This window comes from Nocardiopsis ganjiahuensis DSM 45031 (assembly GCF_000341085.1).
GTDB classification, from domain to species: Bacteria; Actinomycetota; Actinomycetes; order Streptosporangiales; family Streptosporangiaceae; genus Nocardiopsis; species Nocardiopsis ganjiahuensis.
On record NZ_ANBA01000011.1, the window covers coordinates 258,088 to 278,653 of the forward strand.

Annotated in this window: 15 protein-coding genes; 4 read left to right on the top strand and 11 right to left on the bottom strand. The window is 71.0% G+C overall.

Going from position 1 to position 20,566, the window contains the following annotated elements; genetic code table 11:
* Positions 1 to 224: 224 nt before the first annotated feature.
* Positions 225 to 953, bottom strand: a complete 729-nt coding sequence (locus tag D458_RS0116345; protein ID WP_017587830.1) for a FadR/GntR family transcriptional regulator — start codon at positions 951 to 953, stop codon at positions 225 to 227.
* Positions 954 to 1,470: 517 nt separating this feature from the next.
* Between D458_RS0116345 and fxsT the strand changes: the two genes are divergently transcribed.
* Positions 1,471 to 4,026 carry an FxSxx-COOH system tetratricopeptide repeat protein gene (fxsT, locus tag D458_RS0116350; protein ID WP_017587831.1) on the top strand — a complete coding sequence of 852 codons (2,556 nt, stop codon included), beginning with the start codon at positions 1,471 to 1,473 and terminating at the stop codon, positions 4,024 to 4,026.
* A 7-nt stretch (positions 4,027 to 4,033) separates the two neighbouring features.
* Here fxsT and D458_RS0116355 read toward each other — a convergent pair whose 3' ends face one another.
* The 6 genes from D458_RS0116355 to D458_RS0116380 form a co-directional block, all read right to left on the bottom strand.
* On the bottom strand, positions 4,034 to 4,246 hold the full coding sequence (locus D458_RS0116355) for a DUF397 domain-containing protein (protein ID WP_017587832.1): 213 nt from the start codon (positions 4,244 to 4,246) through the stop codon (positions 4,034 to 4,036).
* Positions 4,247 to 4,713: 467 nt separating this feature from the next.
* Entirely contained in the window at positions 4,714 to 5,796 is a 1,083-nt protein-coding gene (locus D458_RS33610; protein ID WP_017587833.1) for a ribonucleotide-diphosphate reductase subunit beta, read from the bottom strand.
* Positions 5,797 to 5,905: 109 nt separating this feature from the next.
* Complete coding sequence (locus D458_RS0116365; protein ID WP_017587834.1) at positions 5,906 to 8,458, bottom strand: ribonucleoside-diphosphate reductase subunit alpha; 2,553 nt, start codon at positions 8,456 to 8,458, stop codon at positions 5,906 to 5,908.
* Between the two features lie 867 nt (positions 8,459 to 9,325).
* The gene (locus tag D458_RS0116370; RefSeq protein WP_017587835.1) at positions 9,326 to 9,898 is read right to left on the bottom strand and encodes a hypothetical protein; all 573 of its coding nucleotides are present in this window, start codon (positions 9,896 to 9,898) and stop codon (positions 9,326 to 9,328) included.
* 26 nt (positions 9,899 to 9,924) lie between these two features.
* Positions 9,925 to 11,631 carry an NYN domain-containing protein gene (locus D458_RS0116375; RefSeq protein ID WP_017587836.1) on the bottom strand — a complete coding sequence of 569 codons (1,707 nt, stop codon included), beginning with the start codon at positions 11,629 to 11,631 and terminating at the stop codon, positions 9,925 to 9,927.
* A 199-nt stretch (positions 11,632 to 11,830) separates the two neighbouring features.
* Positions 11,831 to 14,746: a sigma-70 family RNA polymerase sigma factor gene (locus tag D458_RS0116380; RefSeq protein WP_026119370.1), complete on the bottom strand. Its 2,916-nt coding sequence runs from the start codon at positions 14,744 to 14,746 to the stop codon at positions 11,831 to 11,833.
* Between the two features lie 233 nt (positions 14,747 to 14,979).
* Here D458_RS0116380 and D458_RS0116385 point away from each other — a divergent pair, with 233 nt between their 5' ends.
* The gene (locus tag D458_RS0116385; RefSeq protein WP_017587837.1) at positions 14,980 to 15,735 is read left to right on the top strand and encodes a hypothetical protein; all 756 of its coding nucleotides are present in this window, start codon (positions 14,980 to 14,982) and stop codon (positions 15,733 to 15,735) included.
* A 1,071-nt stretch (positions 15,736 to 16,806) separates the two neighbouring features.
* Positions 16,807 to 17,415, top strand: a complete 609-nt coding sequence (locus D458_RS0116390; protein ID WP_026119371.1) for a hypothetical protein — start codon at positions 16,807 to 16,809, stop codon at positions 17,413 to 17,415.
* Here the strand turns inward: D458_RS0116390 and D458_RS0116395 are convergent.
* The 3 genes from D458_RS0116395 to cutA all read right to left on the bottom strand — a co-directional run bounded on the left by D458_RS0116395 (position 17,385) and on the right by cutA (position 19,133).
* A complete protein-coding gene (locus D458_RS0116395; RefSeq protein WP_017587839.1) occupies positions 17,385 to 18,041 on the bottom strand; it encodes a GNAT family N-acetyltransferase in 657 nt (218 codons plus the stop codon). The two genes, D458_RS0116390 and D458_RS0116395, sit on opposite strands and share 31 nt — an antisense overlap.
* 151 nt (positions 18,042 to 18,192) lie before the next feature.
* Positions 18,193 to 18,774: a hypothetical protein gene (locus D458_RS0116400; RefSeq protein WP_017587840.1), complete on the bottom strand. Its 582-nt coding sequence runs from the start codon at positions 18,772 to 18,774 to the stop codon at positions 18,193 to 18,195.
* A complete protein-coding gene (gene cutA, locus D458_RS0116405; RefSeq protein ID WP_017587841.1) occupies positions 18,771 to 19,133 on the bottom strand; it encodes a divalent-cation tolerance protein CutA in 363 nt (120 codons plus the stop codon). The genes D458_RS0116400 and cutA overlap by 4 nt, the downstream gene beginning before the upstream one ends.
* A 61-nt stretch (positions 19,134 to 19,194) precedes the next feature.
* On the opposite strand from cutA, the gene pyrE reads away from it, so the two are divergent.
* Positions 19,195 to 19,728, top strand: a complete 534-nt coding sequence (gene pyrE, locus D458_RS0116410; protein WP_017587842.1) for an orotate phosphoribosyltransferase — start codon at positions 19,195 to 19,197, stop codon at positions 19,726 to 19,728.
* Between the two features lie 184 nt (positions 19,729 to 19,912).
* On the opposite strand, the gene D458_RS0116415 is transcribed toward pyrE, so the two are convergent.
* Positions 19,913 to 20,296 (bottom strand): RodZ domain-containing protein, encoded by a 384-nt coding sequence (locus D458_RS0116415; protein WP_017587843.1) that lies wholly within the window; start codon positions 20,294 to 20,296, stop codon positions 19,913 to 19,915.
* Positions 20,297 to 20,566: the final 270 nt, after the last annotated feature.

Below are 20,566 nucleotides of genomic sequence, written 5' to 3' on the forward strand. Positions count from 1 at the left end.
CTCACGCGCATATGACGAACTCTGTCCGCGATCATCACTCCTCGTTGTCGGGACCACAATGCCCTGTGTGCGGAACAACACCTGTTCGAGACCTCGTTGAGTTCTCGACCAGGCATTATTGTCCGATTGGCCAGCGCCGTGGCAGCCGGGTTGTCTGATCGGACATAAACGCCGGGACCGCGCTCGCGCCAGGGGCCCGGGACGCCCCGCAGGTGCTCCGGCGCTCAGCCGAGCAGCTCCCGGAGCCGCCGCTCCACCCCGGCCAGGTGCTCTCCCAGGGCCCGGCGCGCCGCTTCGGGGTCGCGCTCGCGCACCGCCCGGACGATACGGCGGTGCTGGCTGTCACTGGCCGCCAGCCCTGCCTCGGACAGGGGCGCGACGTCCATGAGCTGGTTGATCCGCATCCGCGCGTCCGTGAGCGCGGCGGCCAACCGATCCGAGCCGGCCAGCTGGGCCAGGGTGATGTGGAAGACGGTGTCGCAGCGCCGGTAGTCGGCGGGTCCGGCCTCGGCGGCCACGGCCACACGCCGGTCCAGCAGGTCCCCCTGGGACCCGGTGATCCCGGTCTCGGCCAACCGGACCACGGCACCGGTCTCCAGGCCGCGCCGGAAGGCGAGCAGGTCCTCCAGGGCGGTACCCGTCTCGACGAGGTCGCGACGCGCCTCCTCGGGTGTGGGCCTGGGCGGGAGGTCGGCGACGAACGTGCCGCCGCTCCGGCCCCGCCGGGACTCGACGTACCCCTGGCGTTGGAGGAGGCGGATCGCCTCGCGCAGCGTGATGCGGCTGACGCCCAGGCGGGAGGCCAGGTCGCGTTCGGCCGGGAAGCGGGCGCCCGCCGGGACGACGCCGAGCCTGATGGCGCACATCAGCCGCTCGACGGTGACCTCCAGGGCGTTGCCGACCTGGACCGGGCGGAAGACCGCCTCGGCCGCGGGATCGCAGGGTGGGACCACGGGGCCAGCTTAGGGCGTGTTCTGCGACCTCGCCCGGAAAAGACCGATCTTCGACGCGTTCACCGGCTCCCCGTGCCGAGCCCTTCACACAGGTGGCTTCCGCACCACCGGGCACACCGTTCACACCCTTCGGTGACGGTCGCGTATCCCCGTATCCACAGGCAGTGGACAACTATCGACACGGCACAGAGCAGAACCTAGCCTGGGAGAGAGCGAGCACACACCCGTGGTCGGCCCCGTCCACCGCAGCGGGTGGTCCCGCCCCTCACCCCGCCCCTCTCCCCCTCCAGCAGCCGTCCGCCCTGACCGGGCAGGCCCCGCGGCGACCCCGTCCGGGCGCCCGCGCCGACGCTCCTCCGCACCCGCCCCGGGGGGCCACCGCCCTCACTTCCTCCTCCCTGATCCGCGGCGCCTCTCCGGGACCGTCCGAGAGCCCCAAGTGAACGGTTCCGCTGCCCGGCCCCGGAGGTACCGCGGGGCCGCGACCCCGCCGCCACACGAGAAAGCTGGTGGACCGATGACGACCGGCCCCGGCCGCCCCCGCCGGAGGGACCCCGCGCGCCTTCCGGTGATCGGCGGGGTTCCCCGCACCAACCCGGACTTCACCGGACGCGAGTCCGTCCTGGAACGGATCCACGACGCCCTCGGCTCCCGCACCGGCTCCCGCTTCCTGATCGGCGGCGGCAGCGGTGTCGGCAAGAGCCGCATCGCCGCCGAGTTCGCACACCGCTACGCCGCGGACTACGACCTCATCTGGTGGGTCCCCGCCGCCACCGACATCGAGACGCACCGCGCCTACCTGCGCCTGGCCGAGCACCTCGGACTGCCCGTCTCCTACGAACACGTCCCCCGCACCGTGCAGACCGTGCGGCAGGAACTCTCGGAGAACGCCGGCCTCGGCTCCTGGCTGCTGGTGTTCGACGACGTCGCGGACGTGGAGGCGCTGGCCGACGAGTACTTCCCCCACGGCGGCGGGCACATCCTCGTCACCTCCCGCGGACACCGGTCGCTGCCCCGGAGCAGGCCCGGGCACCGGTTCGACGGACAGGTGGTCCCCCGGATGACCAACGCCGAGAGCCTGGCCCTGCTGCGGCGGGTCTGCCCCGCCCGCCTGGACACCCCCGGTGACGGGGAGCGCCTCGCCGAACTGCTCGAACACCTCCCCCTCGCCCTCGGCCAGGTCGGCGCGTTCCTCCGGGAGTCCACCATGTCGACCCATGACTTCCTCGAACTGTTCGAGGAGCGCTACGACGCGATGGTCTGGCACATGGGGGCCGACGACGACCACACGGCCCCGCTCCGGGTGGCCTGGAGCATCCAGGCCGAGCAGCTGCTGGACGGCCCCGACGACCGGGAGCGCGAGACCAGGCGCATGGTCCTGGAGCTCATCCGGCTCTGCGCCTTCTTCGCGCCCCGCCCCCTCTCCCGTGCCCTCTTCACCCGGTCCCGCGGCCTGGGGCCCACCCCCGAGCGGTCACTGCTGCTCGGCGACGGCATCCGGCTCGGCCGGGTCCTGGAGTACATGGGCAGGCACAACCTGGCCTACTTCGACCACGAGCGGAACACCTTCCAGCTGCACGAGCTGTTCCAGTCGGTGATCCGTGACTCGCTCACCCTGGAGGAACGGGTGCGCTACCGGCACCTGGCCCACCTGATCCTGGCCCAGAACGACCCCGCCGGCCCCGTCGACCCGGCGCACCGCACCGCCTACCTGCTGCTGTACGCGCATGTGAAGGCCTCCCAGGCCTGGGCCAGCCGGGACGCGCGGGTGCGCGGCACGGTGCTCAACGTGGTCGACTTCCTCACCGAGGTGGGCAACTACACGGACGCGACCAGCCTCGTCGGGCAGGCCGTCAACGCCTGGGGCGACGCTCCGGACCTGCTCCTGCGCGCGCGGCTCCGGCGCAACAAGATCCGGCGCGTCCACGGCGAGTACGGCACCGCGCTCGAGGAGGCCGAGGAGCTCCACGCCGAACAGGTGCGCCGGCAGGGCCCCGACGACGACGAGGCGCTGGAGTCGCTCCGGGCGGTCGCCATCGCGCTGAGCGGCCTGGCCCGGTTCGAGGAGGCCGGACGGCTGTTCCGCCGCATCCTGGACCACCGGCGGGAGCGGCACACCGACGCCGACCCGCGCACCCTGGAGGCCGCGCACGACTACGGGCAGACGCTGCAGGAGCAGGGCAGGTTCGGGGAGGCCCTGGCCATCGACCAGCGGACCGTGGCCGGACGGCGCGCCCTGCTCGGGCCGAACGACGTGCAGACCCTGCGTACGGGGCTGTCCCTGGGACTGAACCTGATCCTGCTGGGGCGCCTGGAGGAGGCCCGGGAACAGATCACCGAGTGCATGGAGCGGTTCGGGACCGCGGCCGAACCCGACAGCCCGCACGCGCTCCAGGGGATGCTCTTCCTCTCCGTGGTGTACCGGCGGCTCGGCGAGGCGGAGCGGGCGCTGGAGCTGTCCGGCCGGGCGCTCTCCCTGTACCTGCTCAAGCACCCGCCGACCGTCCGGCAGGTGCTGTACTGCCGGGTCATCCACATGGTGACGCTGGCGCAGACGGGGGCGGTGGACCAGGCGGTGAGCGAGGTGGACCGGCTCCTGCGCCCGCTGGACGAGCGCTACCCCTCGGAGCATCCGTTCCCGGCCACGGCCAGGATCAGCATGGGCATCGTCCTGCGGGCCGCCGGACGCTACACCGAGGCGCTCAAACTCGACCAGGAGGGCCTGGAGCGGCTGCTGCGGATCTACGGCCCGGGTTCGTTCAGCAGCCTGCCCGCCGCCCTGAACGTGGCCACCGACCTGTACCACCTGGACCGGTTCCACGAGGCCCGTGACCTGGAGGCTCTGACGGAGGCGGACTGCCGTCACCGACTGCCCGCCGACCATCCGATCCTGCTGACGGCACGCCGGAACCACCTGGTCAGCCGACGTGCCGGGGGTGAGGACGTGAGCGAGGCGTGGGATCGGCTACGCGTGGAGTTCGCCGAGCGCTTCGGCGAGGACCACCCCGGTACGGCGTCCATGTCCTCGTTCACCCGTCAGGACTGCGACGTGTTCCCCGTCGCGTCCCTGTGAGACGGCCTCAGAAAGGTCCCTTGGAAACCGCGAGAAAGGTGCTCCACTCACGGTTGTCAAACCTCAGCTGAGCGTCCTCGGGGTGTACCGAGTCGCGGAAGAACGATTCCCCTGACGTCAGGTTGAGAACCTCACAGCAGGCCCCGATGTCGTAGGAGTACTGCGACTTGCGCCATCGGCCGAAAAAGGCCTGAGATTCCCCCGCGCGCGCTTCGATCATGTTGTTGTCCTGAATCTTAGTCAGCGTTGACCCTGGCGAGTTCCGACCACGCCACTCCGGGGCCCATACCAAACCAAGCGATGACATAGCAGGTCAGAGCCTTGTCAGGCGAGACATGAAGGCGCCCGCGCGCGACGCGGCGGGAAACACAGGGAACATTAGCGCAAGGAGCCCCGCTTCGGCGATACCCCAAACGGACACGGCTCGTGAATTTCCTTGATCGTTCCTCATCAGTGACCGAAGGCGATTCAGCGAGAGCACGTGGTGAATTGGCGAGAAGTACTTGCTTTCGTGCCCGTTTGGCCGTATTCACAAGCCGTTTTCACAAGGCGGATCGACGGCAGAGCGCCCGGACCGTGACCACATCCAGAACTCATTCCGGGCGCTCCGGGCATGCGAACGGCCCGGGGCGCGCGCCCGCCCCGGGCCGTCGGAGGGGAGAAACTCGGTCTCTCCCAGGAGAGGACCTAGTCCCAGTCCAGGCCGCCACCCGTCTGGTACTCGATCACTCGGGTCTCGAAGAAGTTCTTCTCCTTCTGGAGGTCCATCATCTCCGACATCCACGGGAACGGGTTCTCCGTCTCGCCGAAGATCGGGGCGAGGCCGATCTGCTCGGCGCGCCGGTCGGTGATGAAGTGCATGTACTTCTCGCACAGCTCGGAGTTGAGGCCCAGCACGCCGCGCGGCATGGTCTCGCGTCCGTAGGCCACCTCGAGCTCACAGGCGTCGGTGAGCATCTGCCGCACCTCGGCCTGGAACTCCTCGGACCACAGGTGCGGGTTCTCGATCTTGATCTGGTTGATCACGTCGATGCCGAAGTTCAGGTGGATCGACTCGTCGCGCAGGATGTACTGGTACTGCTCGGCGATGCCGACCATCTTGTTGCGGCGGCCCAGCGAGAGGATCTGCGCGAAGCCGGTGTAGAACCACATGCCCTCGAAGATCACGTAGAACGCGACCAGGTCACGCAGGAAGGCCTGGTCGGCCTCGGGGGTCCCGGTGCGGAACTCCGGGTTCTCCAGGTTCTGGGTGTACTTGAGCGCCCAGGCGTCCTTCGCGGTGATCGAGGGGACCTCGCGGTACATGTTGAAGAGCTCGCCCTCGTCCAGGCCGAGGCTCTCGCAGATGTACTGGAAGGTGTGCGTGTGCACCGCCTCCTCGAAGGCCTGGCGCAGCAGGTACTGGCGGCACTCCGGGTTGGTGAGCTGGCGGTACACGGCCAGGACGATGTTGTTGGCGACCAGGGACTCCGCGGTGGCGAAGAAGCCCAGGTTGCGCTTGAGCATGAGGCGCTCGTCCTCGGTCAGCCCGTCCTTGGACTTCCACAGCGCGATGTCGGCCTGCATGGCCACCTCGGTGGGCATCCAGTGGTTGTTGCACCCGGACAGGTACTTGTCCCACGCCCACGTGTACTTGAGGGGCAGCAGCTGGTTGACGTCGGCTCGGGCGTTGATCATCGACTTGTCGTCGACGTTGACGCGCTCGGCGTCGCGCTCGATCTCGCCGAGGCCGCTGATGGGGGCGGCGCTGTTCTCGGAAACCGCGGTCATGCTCGAAACTTTTCCGTTCTCCGGTCGGGCCGGGGTCGTCTGTGGGGAGCGGAGGGAGAACAAGGGGGCGGGGCGCCCGCGACTGCGGCGGGCGCCCCCGGAACCCTCGTTACTGGCAGGCCTCGCACTCGGGGTCCTCGATGCTGCACGCCTGGCCGTCGACGATCTCGAACTCGTCCTCGGGCTCGGGCGCGACGGGCTCGGCCACGGGGGCCGGGCTCGGCGTCGGCGCCGGGGCGGCGGGCACCGGGGCGGCCACGGGAGCGGCCGGGCCGGAGGAGACCGCGTTCAGGCGGCCGTCCGTGCCCTTGAGCGTGCTCTTCTCCACGTGGGTGGCGCTCTGCGAACGCAGGTAGTAGGTGGTCTTGAGACCGGAGCGCCAGGCGCGGCGGTACAGGGCGTCCAGCTTCTTGCCGCTGGGGGCGCCCATGTACAGGTTCAGCGACTGGGCCTGGTCGATCCACTTCTGGCGGCGCGAACCGGCGTCCACGAGCCAGTTGGGGTCGATCTCGAACGCGGTGGCGTACAGGGCCTTGAGGTCGTCCGGGACGCGGTCGATGTCACCGAGGCTGCCGTCGTGCATCTTCAGCGCGGACACCATGTCCTCGTCCCAGAGGCCGCGGTCCTTGAGGTCGCGGACCAGGTAGTCGTTGACCACCGTGAAGTCGCCGGACATGTTCGACTTGACGAACAGGTTCCGGTAGACCGGCTCGATCGACTGGCTGACGCCGGTGATGTTGGCGATGGTCGCGGTGGGCGCGATCGCCATGACGTTGGAGTTGCGCATCCCGTTGGACTTGACGCGCTCGCGCAGGGAGTCCCAGTCCAGGGTCTCGCCGCGGTCCATGTCCAGGTCGCCGCCGCGGGAGTCGGCGAGCAGGCGCAGGGAGTCGATCGGCAGGATGCCCTGGCTCCACAGCGAGCCGTCGAAGCTCTCGTACGCACCGCGCTCGGTGGCCAGCTCCATGGACGCCTCGATGGCGTAGTAGCTGATCAGCTCCATGCTCTCGTCCGCGAAGGTCACCGCGCCCTCGGAGGCGAACGGCGTGCGGATCTTGAACAGCGCGTCCTGGAAGCCCATGAGGCCCAGGCCGACCGGGCGGTGGCGCATGTTCGCGCGGCGCGCCTCGGGGATCGTGTAGAAGTTCACGTCGATGACGTTGTCGAGCATGCGCACGGCGGTGCGGACGGTGCGGCGCAGGCGCTCGACGTCGATGCCGTTCGGGCCCACGTGCTGGGGCAGGTTCACCGAGCCGAGGTTGCAGACCGCGACCTCGTCCTTGCTGGTGTTCAGCGTGATCTCGGTGCACAGGTTGGAGGAGTGCACCACACCGTTGTGCTGCTGCGGCGAGCGCAGGTTCGACGGGTCCTTGAAGGTGATCCACGGGTGGCCGGTCTCGAACAGCATGGTGAGCATGCGGCGCCACAGGTCCACGGCGGGCATCGTCTTGGAGACCTTGATGCGGCCGGCCGCGGCGTCGGCCTCGTACTTCTCGTAGGCCTCGACGAAGTCCTGGCCGTACTTGTCGTGCAGGTCGGGCACCTCGTCCGGGGAGAACAGGGTCCAGGTGCCCTGCTCCTCCACGCGCTTCATGAACAGGTCCGGAACCCAGTTCGCGGTGTTCATGTCGTGGGTGCGGCGGCGCTCGTCACCGGTGTTCTTGCGCAGGTCGAGGAATTCCTCGATGTCGATGTGCCAGGTCTCGAGGTAGGCGCAGACCGCGCCCTTGCGCTTGCCGCCCTGGTTGACCGCGACCGCGGTGTCGTTGGCGATCTTCAGGAACGGGACGACGCCCTGGCTCTTGCCGTTGGTGCCCTTGATGTGCGAGCCCAGGCCGCGGACCGGGGTCCAGTCGTTGCCCAGGCCGCCCGAGTACTTGGACAGCATGGCGTTGTTGCTGATGCCGTGGAAGATGTCCTGCAGGTCGTCGCCGACCGTGGTCAGGAAGCAGGACGACAGCTGCGCGCGCACCGTGCCCGAGTTGAACAGGGTGGGGGTGGAGGCCATGAAGTCGAACGAGCTCAGCAGCTCGTAGAACTCGATCGCGCGGGCTTCGCGGTCGTCCTCGTTGAGCGCCAGGCCCATCGCGACGCGCATGAAGAACGCCTGCGGGAGCTCGTAGCGGACGTCGTCGCTGTGCAGGAAGTAGCGGTCGTACAGGGTCTGGAGACCGAGGAAGGTGAACTGCTCGTCGCGCTCGGCGTGCAGCGCCTTGCCCAGTCGCTCCAGGTCGAACTGGGCCAGTGCCGGGTCCAGCTGCCCGAGGGCGATGCCGCGGCCGACGTAGGCGCCCAGGTAGCTGGCGTAGCGGTCGTCCATGTCGGACTGGGTGGCGGTCTCGGGGGCGCCGCCGACGAAGCTCAGGGCCTCGGTGCGGAGCTTGTCCAGCAGCAGGCGGGCGGCCACGTACGAGTAGTTCGGGTCGACCTCCACGTAGCTGCGGGCGGCCATGACCAGGGCGAGCTCGACCTCGGAGGCGGCAATGCCGGGATAGAAGCCCCTCCGCGCCTCGGTGAGGACCTTGTCCGCCGAAACACCGGTGAGCCGCGCACAGGCCTCGGTTACGACGTGCTCGATCCGGTCGATGGCGGCGCGGGCGCCACCTCCGTGGGTCGGCTCGGGCCGAACGGATACGGGCACGGCCTCGACGTCAAGGGTCATACAGCGGCTCCAACCTCGGTAAAGAAGAGTCCCGGCGGGGAAACGGGGTTCACGAGTAGCAGACGCGCGGCTCGCACCGGCGGCCCAACGCACTGGGTGCGAATGAACCTGTGACCGGTGGGTCGCGGCGACTCCCCTCGAAGCCCCCTCGTCTGCGTTGTCGGCGGCTGGTCCTGGGACCCGCGGGTGACCTACTCGACCACTGCTCCCCGAAGTCGATCGGACTCCGGCGGACGTGGCGGTCGTCGTTCCCGCCTGTTTCACCAGGGCGGGAACCCCGGTGAACCACCAACGGGACCCGATACTACATCTAGGGGCGGCTGCCTTGGAACACCCCAAGATGATGGCGTGTCGCTGATTTCTCGGATTCTTCGACGAGTGTCGAACACACGCGTGGAGCGTGGTATGAGTGCCTCATCATCGCCCGATTTCGAGGCGTGTCCGGCCGGGTTCGCAGGCTTTCGGAGAGGGTCGCACACAGCCTAGGACGTCGGCGGGGCACACGTGTCCGCCCGACTCCCGGAGATGGGCCACAGGTGGTCTGCAGGGGCGCCGGGACGGGGCCTGCGCGGCACGGGAAAGGTGCCGGAACCTGGCGTACCCGGTCGGCGTGGCAGCGGGAGCCGTGCACCGGGCGTCCGGAACCGGACGCCCGCCCCCGGCCCGGGACGGTCCGGGACGCGTCAGAAAGCTCACTCCTCGCCGCCGGACAGGGGGTCGTTCTCACGCCCGGCCCGGTCACCTCCTCCCCGGCGATCCTGGAGGTGACCGGGGCCGGGCACGGGCGTGTCGGGGGTCTTCGTGCAGGCGTGGGTGACCGCGATGACCGGGTCCCCGCGTTGTGGGCGCGGGTCCGGCTGCGGGAGCTCACTCCGTGTCGAGGAGGAGGTCCAGGTCGTCCTCGGGCAGACCGAGGTCGGTCCGGATGCGGAACCGGATCCTGAGGAGCTCGAAGAACAGGTCCCGGGTGTAGGCGGGCGGGTTCGTGCCCTCGAACCGGCGGGCGCCCGCGGTGGCCCAGCGCTCGGCGCCCTCCAGGTCGTCGTGGGCGTAGAGGACCTCCGCGACGTGGATGTGGGTCTGGAGTCCGGGTCCGTCCCCGGTCTCCAGCCGTTTCAGGTGCTCGTAGGCCAGGTCGTGCTCGTCCAGCTGGAGCAGCGCCCCGGCGCTCAGGGCGTGTGCGTCGACCACGGTGGGACCGCCGTCGTCCATGGCCCGCTGGTACGCGGCGCAGGCCCGCTCGAACTCCTGGGCGATCTCCCACTGCTCCCCGGCGCGCACGAACAACTCCGCCCGGGTGACCTCGCTACCGGCGTCGACCCTGTTGGCCAGATCCAGCAGTTGGGCGGCGATCCGACTGTGTTCGCCGGACCTGACGGCGTGGAATTCCAACCGGTCGAGTTCTGCCGTCGTCACGTGGGTCAACCGCATCGCCCCCATCCCCTACTCGCACTCGCGCGCACCGGTCAGGGTCTGGCACGCTCCAGCGCCTGCCAGAACCCCTGGCGCAGTCCGTCACGGACCTCGTCGCGCAACAGGTGGTCGATCGGGAGTGAGGAGCCCTGAAGCAGACGTGCCTCCAGGTCGGAGGGCATCCGCGGCCTGCGGGCCAGGACAGCCTCGACCCACAGGGCGGGCGCCTCACGTGCGATCGACTCCGCGAAGTCGTTCCCTTCCTTGTGCGCGACATGCACCGCGTCATCAACGGTATGCGCGGGGGAGCCCGTCTGCTGGGTATATCCAGGACTAGGGCTGGATTCCTGGTAACCACCGGGGCCGAACCGGCTGTCGTACTCGGGACCAGTAGGTCGCCGTTCCCCGAACCGGGGGTCGGCGCCACCGCGGCGTGCGGTGTCAGTTTCCGTACTGGTCCCATAGGTAGGGTTTGTGTCCGCCCCACCTCCGAAGCCTGGCTCCTCACCGGATCCGAACCTCAGGTCCTGCTGGGGAGGTGGGGTGTTTCTCTGCGGTGGCCCCTGCTGGGGATCGGCGAACGAGGCCTGTGGGCCGGTCCCGTTGTTGAAGGCTCTCTGGGGCCCCGTCCCGTTGAAGGACGGCTGGGGTCCGGTCATCGAGTGGCCCTGTGGCTGTCCCGGTACCGGTCTGCCGGGGAGACCGTAGCCCCCCTGCTCGATCCCGCGCATGGACTGGTGTCCGCCGGTGCCGGAGGGCGGGTAACCGCCCTGGCCGCCGGTGCCGTGCCCGTTCTGCGTGGCGTGACTGTTCTGGGCGGGGTGCCCGTTCTGGGCGGGGTGGCCTCCCGTGGCCCCGGGATAGGACCCGTTGCCGCTCACCCCGGGCGGGACCTGCCCGCCGGAGGGGAAGCCGTTCGCGTCGATCGCACCGGAGGGCGTGTTCTCCGAACCCGGTCCGGCCAGGTGGTCGACGCCGCGCTGTTGCGCTATCGAACGGCGCATCGCACGCAGCTGCTCCATGGCGCTGCCCTGGGGCACGGGCTGGCCGCCGGTGCCGGCGAACATCGCCTCGAGGCCGCCGGTGGAGGTACTGACCGGGTCGACCCGGCCGGTGTTGGCGGCCGCCGCCACGGGCTGGGGCGGGGTCTCCGGCGCCGACCGGGTGCGGCCGTTGGAGAAGGGGGTGGTGGTCTTCGCGGCCGTCTCCTGGGTGGAACCGCCGCCGGAGAGCAGGCTGACGTGCGGGCGCAGGTGCCCGGCACCGATCTCGATGAGGTCGTCGCACTCCCGGCGCAGCGCGCGGGAGATGGTCCAGTTGCCCTCCACCGAGATGTGCACGACGGTGACGCGCACACCCATGTCCTGGACGTCGGCGACCACGGACGCCATGTCCTCGTCCCCGCTAACCAGGACCGCGTCGCACAGGACGCCGGTACGGGCCAGGGTGGTGAGGTCGCGCTGGACGTAGCTCTCCACGCCCTCGCGGCGGCCCGGGCGTATCCGGGCGGCCCGGAACTTGATACCGGGGATGTCGGCGATGCTGTCCTGTTCCTGGGCCCGCCGGTCGTCGGCGATCGCCTCGTACCAGTAGCAACGCAGGAGCGGCAGCCCCGTCCGGTCCCGCGCCACCTCGTTGAGGAACTGGACGAGACCGGAGTAGTCCCAGGCGACGGAGTCCCGGTTGCGGGTTCCGTGCACGGCCATTGCACCGTCGGCGAGAAGGTATCCCGCGTCGACGAACAACGCGCAGCGGTCCACGTGACACCGCCCCCTTCCCTGTCGATCTCTGGGGCCATATCCATGACCGGGGCACAGCCTAGCCAAGTCTGTCTCGTTTTGCGTGCCACCGACGAACACTGACAGTTACGGTCTTGCTACACACAGGCGGTCTTCTGGGATGACTTGCGGTTTTCCGCTCGCCTCACGAGCGCCGGAAAGACCTCCCCCTCAACGGACTTCACGTGCGCATCGGGGCCGTGAGGGCCACGACCCCCACCAACACGGCGTCCTGGCCGGAGGAGATTCGGATATCCGTTTTACGCCCGAGTACTGCGTTGAATCGGACCACGTCCGTCCCGAACGTCATCGGGTCGCCCACGGCACCGCGCGCGGAGCTCACGAAGACGTTGTCGACGCTCCCGTGGCCCCCGGTCGGTGCGACCGGCGTCCCGCCGACCGTCACCCGGTCACCGCCGAGATCCGCGTCGCCCTCCCAGGCCACCACGTCGAACGTGGCCGCGACCGACTCCGGCAGCAGGCCCGACACCGGGAACCGCGCCCCGGTCTCGTCCTGGAAGACCGCACTGGTCTCGTCCAGCACCATCGCCTGGTGGTAACCCTCCACGGCGGGATCCTCCAGGACCACGACGAGGCTCCAGCCCGCGTGGACGCCCCGGCCCTCCCGGGTCGGGATGTCACCGACCCACCACTCGCCACCACCACCCGCCCGGACCAGTTCGGTGACGTTGGCGAACGCCTGGTAGGCGGGGTAGGCGGGCAGCTGGGCGACCCGGGTGTCGGAGGCCGTGACCGTCGTGTAGGCCGCCATGCCCGGGCCCTTGATCCGCGCGGTGGGCATGCCGGGTTCACCGGCCGCGGAGAAGTACAGCCCGGCCCAGCGCACCGTCCCTCCGGCCGGGAGTTCCCAGGTGACGGAGCTGGAGGAGGTGGTGGTGGGGTCCTGGTCCCGGTCGAGCGGGGCCATCACCCAGTTGTCGTTGTCGAGCCGGTCACCGACCCGGTTCCGCGCGTCCGCGCACGGGCCGGACCCGTCCCCTTCCTCCTCTTCCTCCTCGGCGTACCCGTCCTCGGGGACGGGGGAGGGTTCGGCGGGGGTGTCGACCGGGTCCTCGGCCCCTTCGGAGCCGCCCGCACCACCCGCACCGCCGGCTCCGCCCGAACCGTCGGCGTCTCCGGCGCCCTCCTCGGAGCCGTCCGGCACATCGTTACCGGATTCGTTCCGGGGACCGTCGAGGACCCCACCATCACCCAGGACATCACCGACCCCATCACTCACATCGGCCCCCGGGGCCTCGGAGTCAACGGGCGCCCGCCGCAGGTCGGCGCCATCCCCCGAGTCGGTGGGAGGTCCCCCGGGGTCGGTCGGTGCGGGCGGAACCACCGGACGCTCGTCCGGCAGGTCCACCGAGCCCCCCGGCCGGCCCCACCACGGCCAGGGCCACCCGCCCGTGGGCGGATCCGGTTCGGTGCAGGTCAGCAGGGCGTTGCCGACCGCCTCCGTGCGCACCTGTCCCGCGGTGGCGTAACGGGCGGCGATGCCGTCCGGGGTCACCCCCCGCTCGCCGACCGCCTCGAAACTGATCCCGCCGGAGGAGACCACCACGCTGGCGGGCACGTTCACGTCGGCGTCGGTCGCCACACGGACGTCGAAGAACTGGGTACTGGTCTCACCCTCGCCCATCCCGGGGCGCACGCACTCACCGCCGCCGCTCCCCGCGGAGCAGCCCCAGTCACCGTGGCCGACCGCCATCGGGACCGCGTTGCCCGCGCCGCCGGAGGAGATCATCTCCACGCCGGGCGGCAGGGTGATGGCGGCGACCACGTCACCGGCGGTGTCCGTTCCCAGGTTGAGCACGTCCAGGACCATGATCCCGTCGTTGCCCGGGACCAGCGCGCCGACCGGGTCGATGCCCGCGGCGAACTCCGGCAGCAGCTCCTCCGGCTCCTCCGGTTCCTCCGGGGGTTCGGGCGCCTCCGGGGGTTCGGGCTGCTCCGGCTCGTCCGGGGGCTCGGGGGCCGGCGGCGCGGGGGTCGGGACCGAGGCCGCCGGGACGTCCGCGGGCGGCGCCGGTACGGGCTGGGGCGCCGGCGGGTTCGGGGCGGGCGGATCCTGTGCGGGCGGATCGGCCGGAGGGCTGTCGGGGGCGGGCTCCCCCGCGGGCGGCTGTTCCTGGGGCGCCGCCACCGGAGGGGGGTCGACCGGGGGCGCCCCCTCGCCGCCGACCAGGGCGAGCGCGACCGCGGCGGCCACACCCGCGGCGGCCACGGCCCCGGCGGTGGCCTGCTGCTGACGGCGGGACATCCGGTTCCACCAGGCACCGGTCGCGGCCCCGCCCGGGGTGGCGGTGAGGTAACCCGTGGCACCGAAGCCGACCACCAGGGGAAGGACGATCCCGCGCAGTCCGACGTTGACGTCCATCAGCTCCGCGTACACCTCGCGGCAGTCCGCGCAGTCGTCCATGTGCCGGTCGACCTTGGTGGTGTCGCGCTTGGACAGGCCCCCGCGCACGTAGGCGCCGAGCAGGCCGAGCGTGGGCCGACAGGCCTCCGCCGCACCTCCTCCCGCCAGGTGCATCTGCAGGTAGGCCTGGCGCAGCCCCTCGCGCGCCCGGTAGGCCAGGGCGGCCACGCCGTTGGCGTTCATCCCGAGGATGGTCGCGGCCTCGGCGGGCTTGACCCCCTCGATCTCCGTGTGCCAGAGCACGGACTGCCAGCGCTCGGGCAGGGAGAGGAAGGCACGGGCGATCAGCGACCGCTCGAGGCCCTCCAGCGCCGGGTCGACGAAGGGCTCGCCGGAGTCGTAGCTCTCCATGTCGTCGGTGACGAGCTGGCGCTTCTCCCCTCTCCCCCGGTCATAGGCCGCGTTGCGCACCGCCGTCAGGAGGTAGGGGCGGAAGGCGTCGCTGGGACCGCCGCCGCGCTGGATGACGCTGAGCACCTTGGTGAACGCCTCGGCGACCGCGTCCTCGACCTCGGCCTCACCCCGCAGCAGTTGGCGGGCCAGGCCGCGGGCGGCTCCGGCGTGGCGTTCGTAGAGGGTCCCGTAGGCGGCGTTGTCGCCCGCCTTGACCCGCTCAATGATCTCGGCGTCACCGACCAGTGTCTCGGTGTGCTCGCCCTCGGCGTCGGTCACCCAGCGCCCTTTCCCTTGTGGTGCCGTCTCCCCCGCCGCGAGCCGGAACTTGTGGGGCGCGGGGGAATGAAGGTCCGGCGTCGGAGAATCACGTGCTCGAAAAAATATCCCGTATCCGCGTCATAGCCGCTACCGATCTACGTGATTGGGGTGAGGGCGAACGGAGCGGGCCCACCGCGGGGGCGCGGACCCACCTCCGTTCACCTGGCGAAACGACGACCGGGAGCAGTGCCATGGGCGAGATCGATGTGGGTGCCGGAGCGCGGGACCGTGTGGTTCACCGTGCCCGGAAACTGCGTGCGCCGTGGGGGCGCCGGAGCAGGGATGAGGGGTGGAATCCGGCCGAGGACTGGTGGACCCCCTCCGTGGACGCCGTCTGCGAGGCCCACACGGGCGGCCGCGACCTGTCCGGAGCCTGCGCCCGGCTCGGGGAGGCCCGCGCCCGCTCCGGGGTGGGCATCGGCCGGGCTCTGACCGACCTCGGCGCCTTCGGCTCCGTCGCGGGCTGGGACCAGGTCCCGCTTCCGCTCCTGCGCTCACTGGCCGAGGGCTGGGTCGAGGGCACCCTGAGCCGCGACACCTGTCAGGACCCCCTCACCGGCCTGGCCAGCGAGGCGTACCTGCGCACCCGGATCAGCGAGCTCTACCGGAGCGCGGACGACACGGTCCCGGCGGCGTTCGGCCACCGGTTGGTCGTGGTGGCGCTGGACCCCTCGCTCGACCCCTGGCGGCGGACGGCCCGGCTGATCGTGCTCGGACACGAGCTGAGCCGCTTCTTCACCCGGGGCGAGTCCGTGTGCCTGGCCGGCCGGGGCCGGATCGCGGTGGTCACCGAGGACGGTCCCGGGCTGGAACCGGAACTGGACGAGCTGCGCACGGGGATCGGCTGGGAGCACGGGGCCGCCGTGTGGTCGGTCCCGATGCCCGGCACCCACCGGGAGGCGGCGGCCCTGGTCGACGGCCTGGGGAGACCTCGGCGGGACGAATGACCCACTGACGCCGCCGCGGACCCCGCGGCCTTCCTAGAGGGGGGAGGGCCCGGTCCGGGCGGCACGCCGACCGCCGCGCGAGGCTGAGGGGACGAGCGCGGAGCGGTCGGTCCCGTCCGACGGGGCCCCGGGCTCTCTGGCCCCCACGGGAGGGCGGCCCACAGGACCGTCGGACGGACAGGCGCCGCACGACCGCGGCGTCCGGAGGCGCGCTCACACAGGGGAGGTGGGCGCGCCTTCCGTCATGTCAGCGGACGATGTGGTGGGAAGGTCACCCGACCTTGAGACGTCCGGGGCTGACCCGGACCGTCGGAGGGAACGCCTCTCTGGCTCCGTCCCGGGGTGAGGGCCCTTGCCCCGCAGGAGGACAGGCGTGGCGCGGGGGTTCTACGAGGGCTACGCGTAGGGGGGCGGGGCCTGGGGGCCCGGGGCATCCTGTGGCGGGGGCGGTGCCTGGACCACGGGGGGACCCTGCGGCGGAGGCGGCCCCTGCGGCTCGGGTGGGAACCACTGGGAAGCGACCGGCCGCGGCGGGGTGTGGTGGGCCGGCCCCGGATCGGCGTCCCCCGGGTGCGGTCGGCCGTTGAGGAAGGCCTCCGAGTAGGAGTCGGCGGCGAAGGTGAGCGGCCCCGTCGGCCGCGGGGCCTGGGGCCGGGCCTGCTGCGGCCCCGTGGGCCGGGGAGCCGAGGAGCGCGGAGCCTGTCGGGGACCCGGGGGCGGCGGAGCGGCGGGCCGTGGTTCGGGCTGTTCCGGTCGCCGGTTCGGAGGCTGCGCCGGAGGTGCGCTGTTCCACGGCGCCCTGGTGGGCCCGGTGGGCTGGTGGGGCCCCGGGCGCTCGATGGCGTAAGGGCTCGGTGGAAGGGCGTATCCCTGTTGTCCGGGCCGTTCCGGTGCGGGCATCCCGGACCCGCGTCCGTCGTCGTTCATCGCCGGCTTCCCTTTCCGCTCGACGCGTCACGCGTGCGGGCACACACTCCAGGAAAGCACACACAACCATTCGCTTGATGACCAACATCAACAAAGCGATACATAAGCCCTGAAAGGTGCAGCATTCGCTGGTAACTTCCAAGAATGCTGACACGCTTTGCTGGATTCTTCGTCGGTTCGGTGTTCGGACTGGCGTTCGTACTGATCAACAGCGGTCCACCCCTGCCGCCCGCGGTGTCGGCGGTGACCCGGACCCTCGCCGTGGGGGCCGCCGTCGCCATTGTCGTCCTGGTGCTCCTCGCCGTGCGGAAGGAGTCCCGGGAGAGCGCGGAGGAGCCCGAGGCCTCCCCCGGCCCGGCGAGCACGCCGCAGTTCGGTGCCTTCTTCGGTGTGGTCACCCTGGTCGAGGTGGCCCTCATCATCGGCGGAGCACAGGTCATCAGCAGGCTCGACGGGATTCCCGACCAGGCCGGGGTGGCCTGGGTCGCGCTCGTCGTCGGCCTGCACTTCTTCCCGCTGGCCTGGTACTGGAAGCAGCCCGAGATGCTCTACGTCGCCGGGTACGGCACTGTGCTCGGCGGTGTCGGCCTGCTCATGGCCCTGTCGGGGTACCCGGACTGGGTGCCGCTGGTCAGCGGCGTGGTCACCGGCGCGGGCATGCTGCTCGGCCTCCTCACGGGCCTGCTCCTGATGCGCCGCGGGACCGGCGAGCCCGCCGGCCGTCAGTCGGGCAGCTCGCCCAGTCCGAAGTAGGGCAGGCACGGTTCCAGGCCCTCGATCTCCACCGGAACCGTACGGTGCCTCTCCCACTCCTCCCGGGTCAGCAGGTACCGCGTCTCGTGGACCTGCCGGCCCCGGACCGAGATCAGCCGCGAGCCGTTGGGCCGGTAACCCAGCTTGCGGGACACCCCCCGCGAAGCGGTCGAGGCGTCGAAGGCAGCCGTGATCGCGGCGTCCGCGCCCAGTCCCTCGAAGGCCAGGTGGAGGACGGCGGCGCGCATCTCCGTGCCGAGGCCCCTTCCCTGGAACCGCTGGGCGAGCCACGAGCCCGTGTCCACCTGGCGGGCGACCGCGAAGTCCTTCGCGGTCATGTCCTGGATGCCGATCACGGTGCCCTCGTGCACCGCGACCCCGTTGAACGTCCAGTTCTCGGGCGTCCACGCCGCCATGGCCGACCAGTTGTGCTGGATGACCCCCTGGGCCAGACGGCCGGGTGTCTGGTCGGTCCACGGCACGACGAACGGCATCTGCTCCGGGTCGTGGATGCCCGAGACCGCGGCGTCGGCCAGCTGGGCCAGGTCCGCGTCGGAGGGCATCCTCAGCTGGAGGCGTGGTGTGTTCAGGCGTAGCCCCATCGGGGGGAAGTGGTCCGCGATCATGTCCCGATTCTGGGGACGCCCCCTCCCGTTGTCACCTGGATTTCCGTCCGGCCGGAGACCGCCGCGCCCCGGTCCGGAGGTCCGACGGCCGCCGGTCCGACGGCTCAGCAGTTCCGCGACCCTACGGCCCCGGCTCAGCGGCTCGCCGCGCTCAGCGAAGGAGTCCGCCCATGAGCGCGGCGAGCTCGCCGGCCGCCTCGGACCGGTCCCCCGTGGCGTCGCGGACCACCCAGCCGCGCATCCCGGCCAGGTGCGCGGGGTGCGCGAAGGCGGGGTCGGTCAGCAGGTAGCCGCACGGAGCGTCCGGCCAGTCCGGGACGGTGGGCAGGCGCTCGGTGCGGTAGGCGGCCGGTTCGTCCGCCCTGGCCGGGACCCCGGTGAGCAGCTGGTTCCGGGTGAGGTCGTCCCGGGTCGGGCTGCCGGGCTGCGGTAGCGGAGCGTCCACGAGCACGTAGCCCAGGACCGGGCGGTGCGCGGAGCGCTGGGCCGCGCCGACGGCACCCAGGAGCGGTCCGCTGTCGCCCTCGGCGACCAGGACCACCGGGGAGCGGTCGGTGACCAGTCGGCTGATCTCCAGGCTCGCCCGGGCGACGTAGCGGGCGGCGTGCGGCGCGGTGTCGTCGTCCGGGACCTCGGGGAAGACCGGGGTGTGCCCCTCGGCGGTGAGGGCCTCCCCGACCCCCGGAAGCGAGAAGGGGGCGCGGAGGGTGGGGGGTAGGAGGACGGCGATCACGCGGGACCGCCCGCCCTGGTCTCGTCCCGAACCCAGGTCAGGTACGCCGGGTTCCCGCCGGTCACGGGCACGGCGACGATCTCGGGGACGTCGTAGGGGTGCGTCTCGACCAGGTGCGCGACCAGGTCGTCCACGCGGTCCGCGGCGGTCTTGAGCACCACGGTCCACTCCTCGTCGGACTGGACCGAACCCTCCCAGCGGTAGAAGCTCGTGATCGGGCCGCCCACCTGCGCGCAGGCCGCCAACCGGTGCCCGACCACGGAACGGGCCACCTCCTCGGCGCCCTCGCGGCTGTCCACGGTGGTCTCCACCCGGACGGTTCCGGTGTGCTCCTGGCCGGTGTTCTCCTGCATCGACATCCCATCCGGGGCGAGAGCCCTGGTCCGCGCGGCCCCACCCGGTGTTCTAGGCTCACTGGTCATGAGCGAACGTGATGAACTCCTGCGTCAGATCAACGATAAGGCGGTCGTGCGCGGGAAGGTGACCCTGTCCTCCGGCAAGGAGGCCGACTACTACGTCGACCTGCGCCGGATCACCCTCGACGGGGAGGCCGCGCCGCTGGTCGGCTCGGTTCTGCTGGACACCGTGGAGGACCTGGAGTTCGACGCGGTGGGCGGTCTGACCCTGGGCGCGGACCCGGTGGCCACCGCCATGCTGCACGCCGCGCACGCGCGCGGACGCAAACTGGACGCCTTCGTGGTGCGCAAGGCGGGCAAGGCGCACGGTCTGCAGCGCCGGATCGAGGGCCCGGACGTGAAGGGGCGCCGTGTGCTGGCGCTGGAGGACACCTCCACCACCGGCGGTTCGGTGATGACGGCCGTGGAGGCCCTGCGTGAGGCCGGCGCCGAGGTCGTGGCGGTCGCGCTGATCGTCGACCGCGGCGCGCGCGGCAAGCTGGAGGAGGAGGGCCTGGAGTACCGGCCCGTCTTCGAGGTCTCCGACCTGGACGTGTGATCCCTGGTCCGCGCGGTGGGGTCTTCGGGCCCCGCCCCGGACCGCGGGTCGGGGGCGGCCGCGCTCGGGAGCCCGCCGGGTCCGGGCGCGCCGAAGCCCGCAGCCGCACCGAGGGCCTGGCCGGGGGTGAAGGGCCTGGCCGAGGAGGGTCCGGACTACGGGTTGAGGGTGAAGCGCTTCCGTATTACGGATTGAGAGTGAAGCTGTGCCCCGGCCCGCGATCGGAGATGTCGCGCTCGCTGCCGTTGACGTAGACCTCGACGGCGGTCGGGTCGCCGATGGTGACCTCGAGGCCGTTGGCGTTGTCGGGGTAGTTCACGGAGTTGCCCTGGGTGAGTTCCTGGTCCAGGAGCACGTCCCCGCCGGGAACCCGGACGAACACCGTGCTGGAGTCGCCCACCACCCGGATGTAGAGGACACCCATCTCGTCGGTGTCCACTCCTTCGGCCGCAGCCTCTGACGCGTTGGCGCTGACGCTGGTGCCCGTACCCGGAATAGCTCGGTACAAGAAGTACCCGCCGAGGGCCACCAGAGTGACCAGGAGCACGACAGCCCCGACGATGGCCATCACCTGGCCAACGCCGCGCGGATCGTTCCTATGCCTTCCCACGGCGACGAATGTAGCGCGTATCACGACAAAAAGCGACAGCAGTCGCCCCCCAGGTGCAGCTTCACCACTATTCGTGACATAGCCGCACAGAATCTCCGGTCCGCGCCCGGCCCCCTCTCGACCCCCTCCCCCGGTGCCCTTTCCCGGCCCCGTAAGCTGCGGGTACGTCGCCGATCCGGAGCATTTTGGTCTAGACCTTTCCAACGGCTCCGGCTATTCGGGATACTT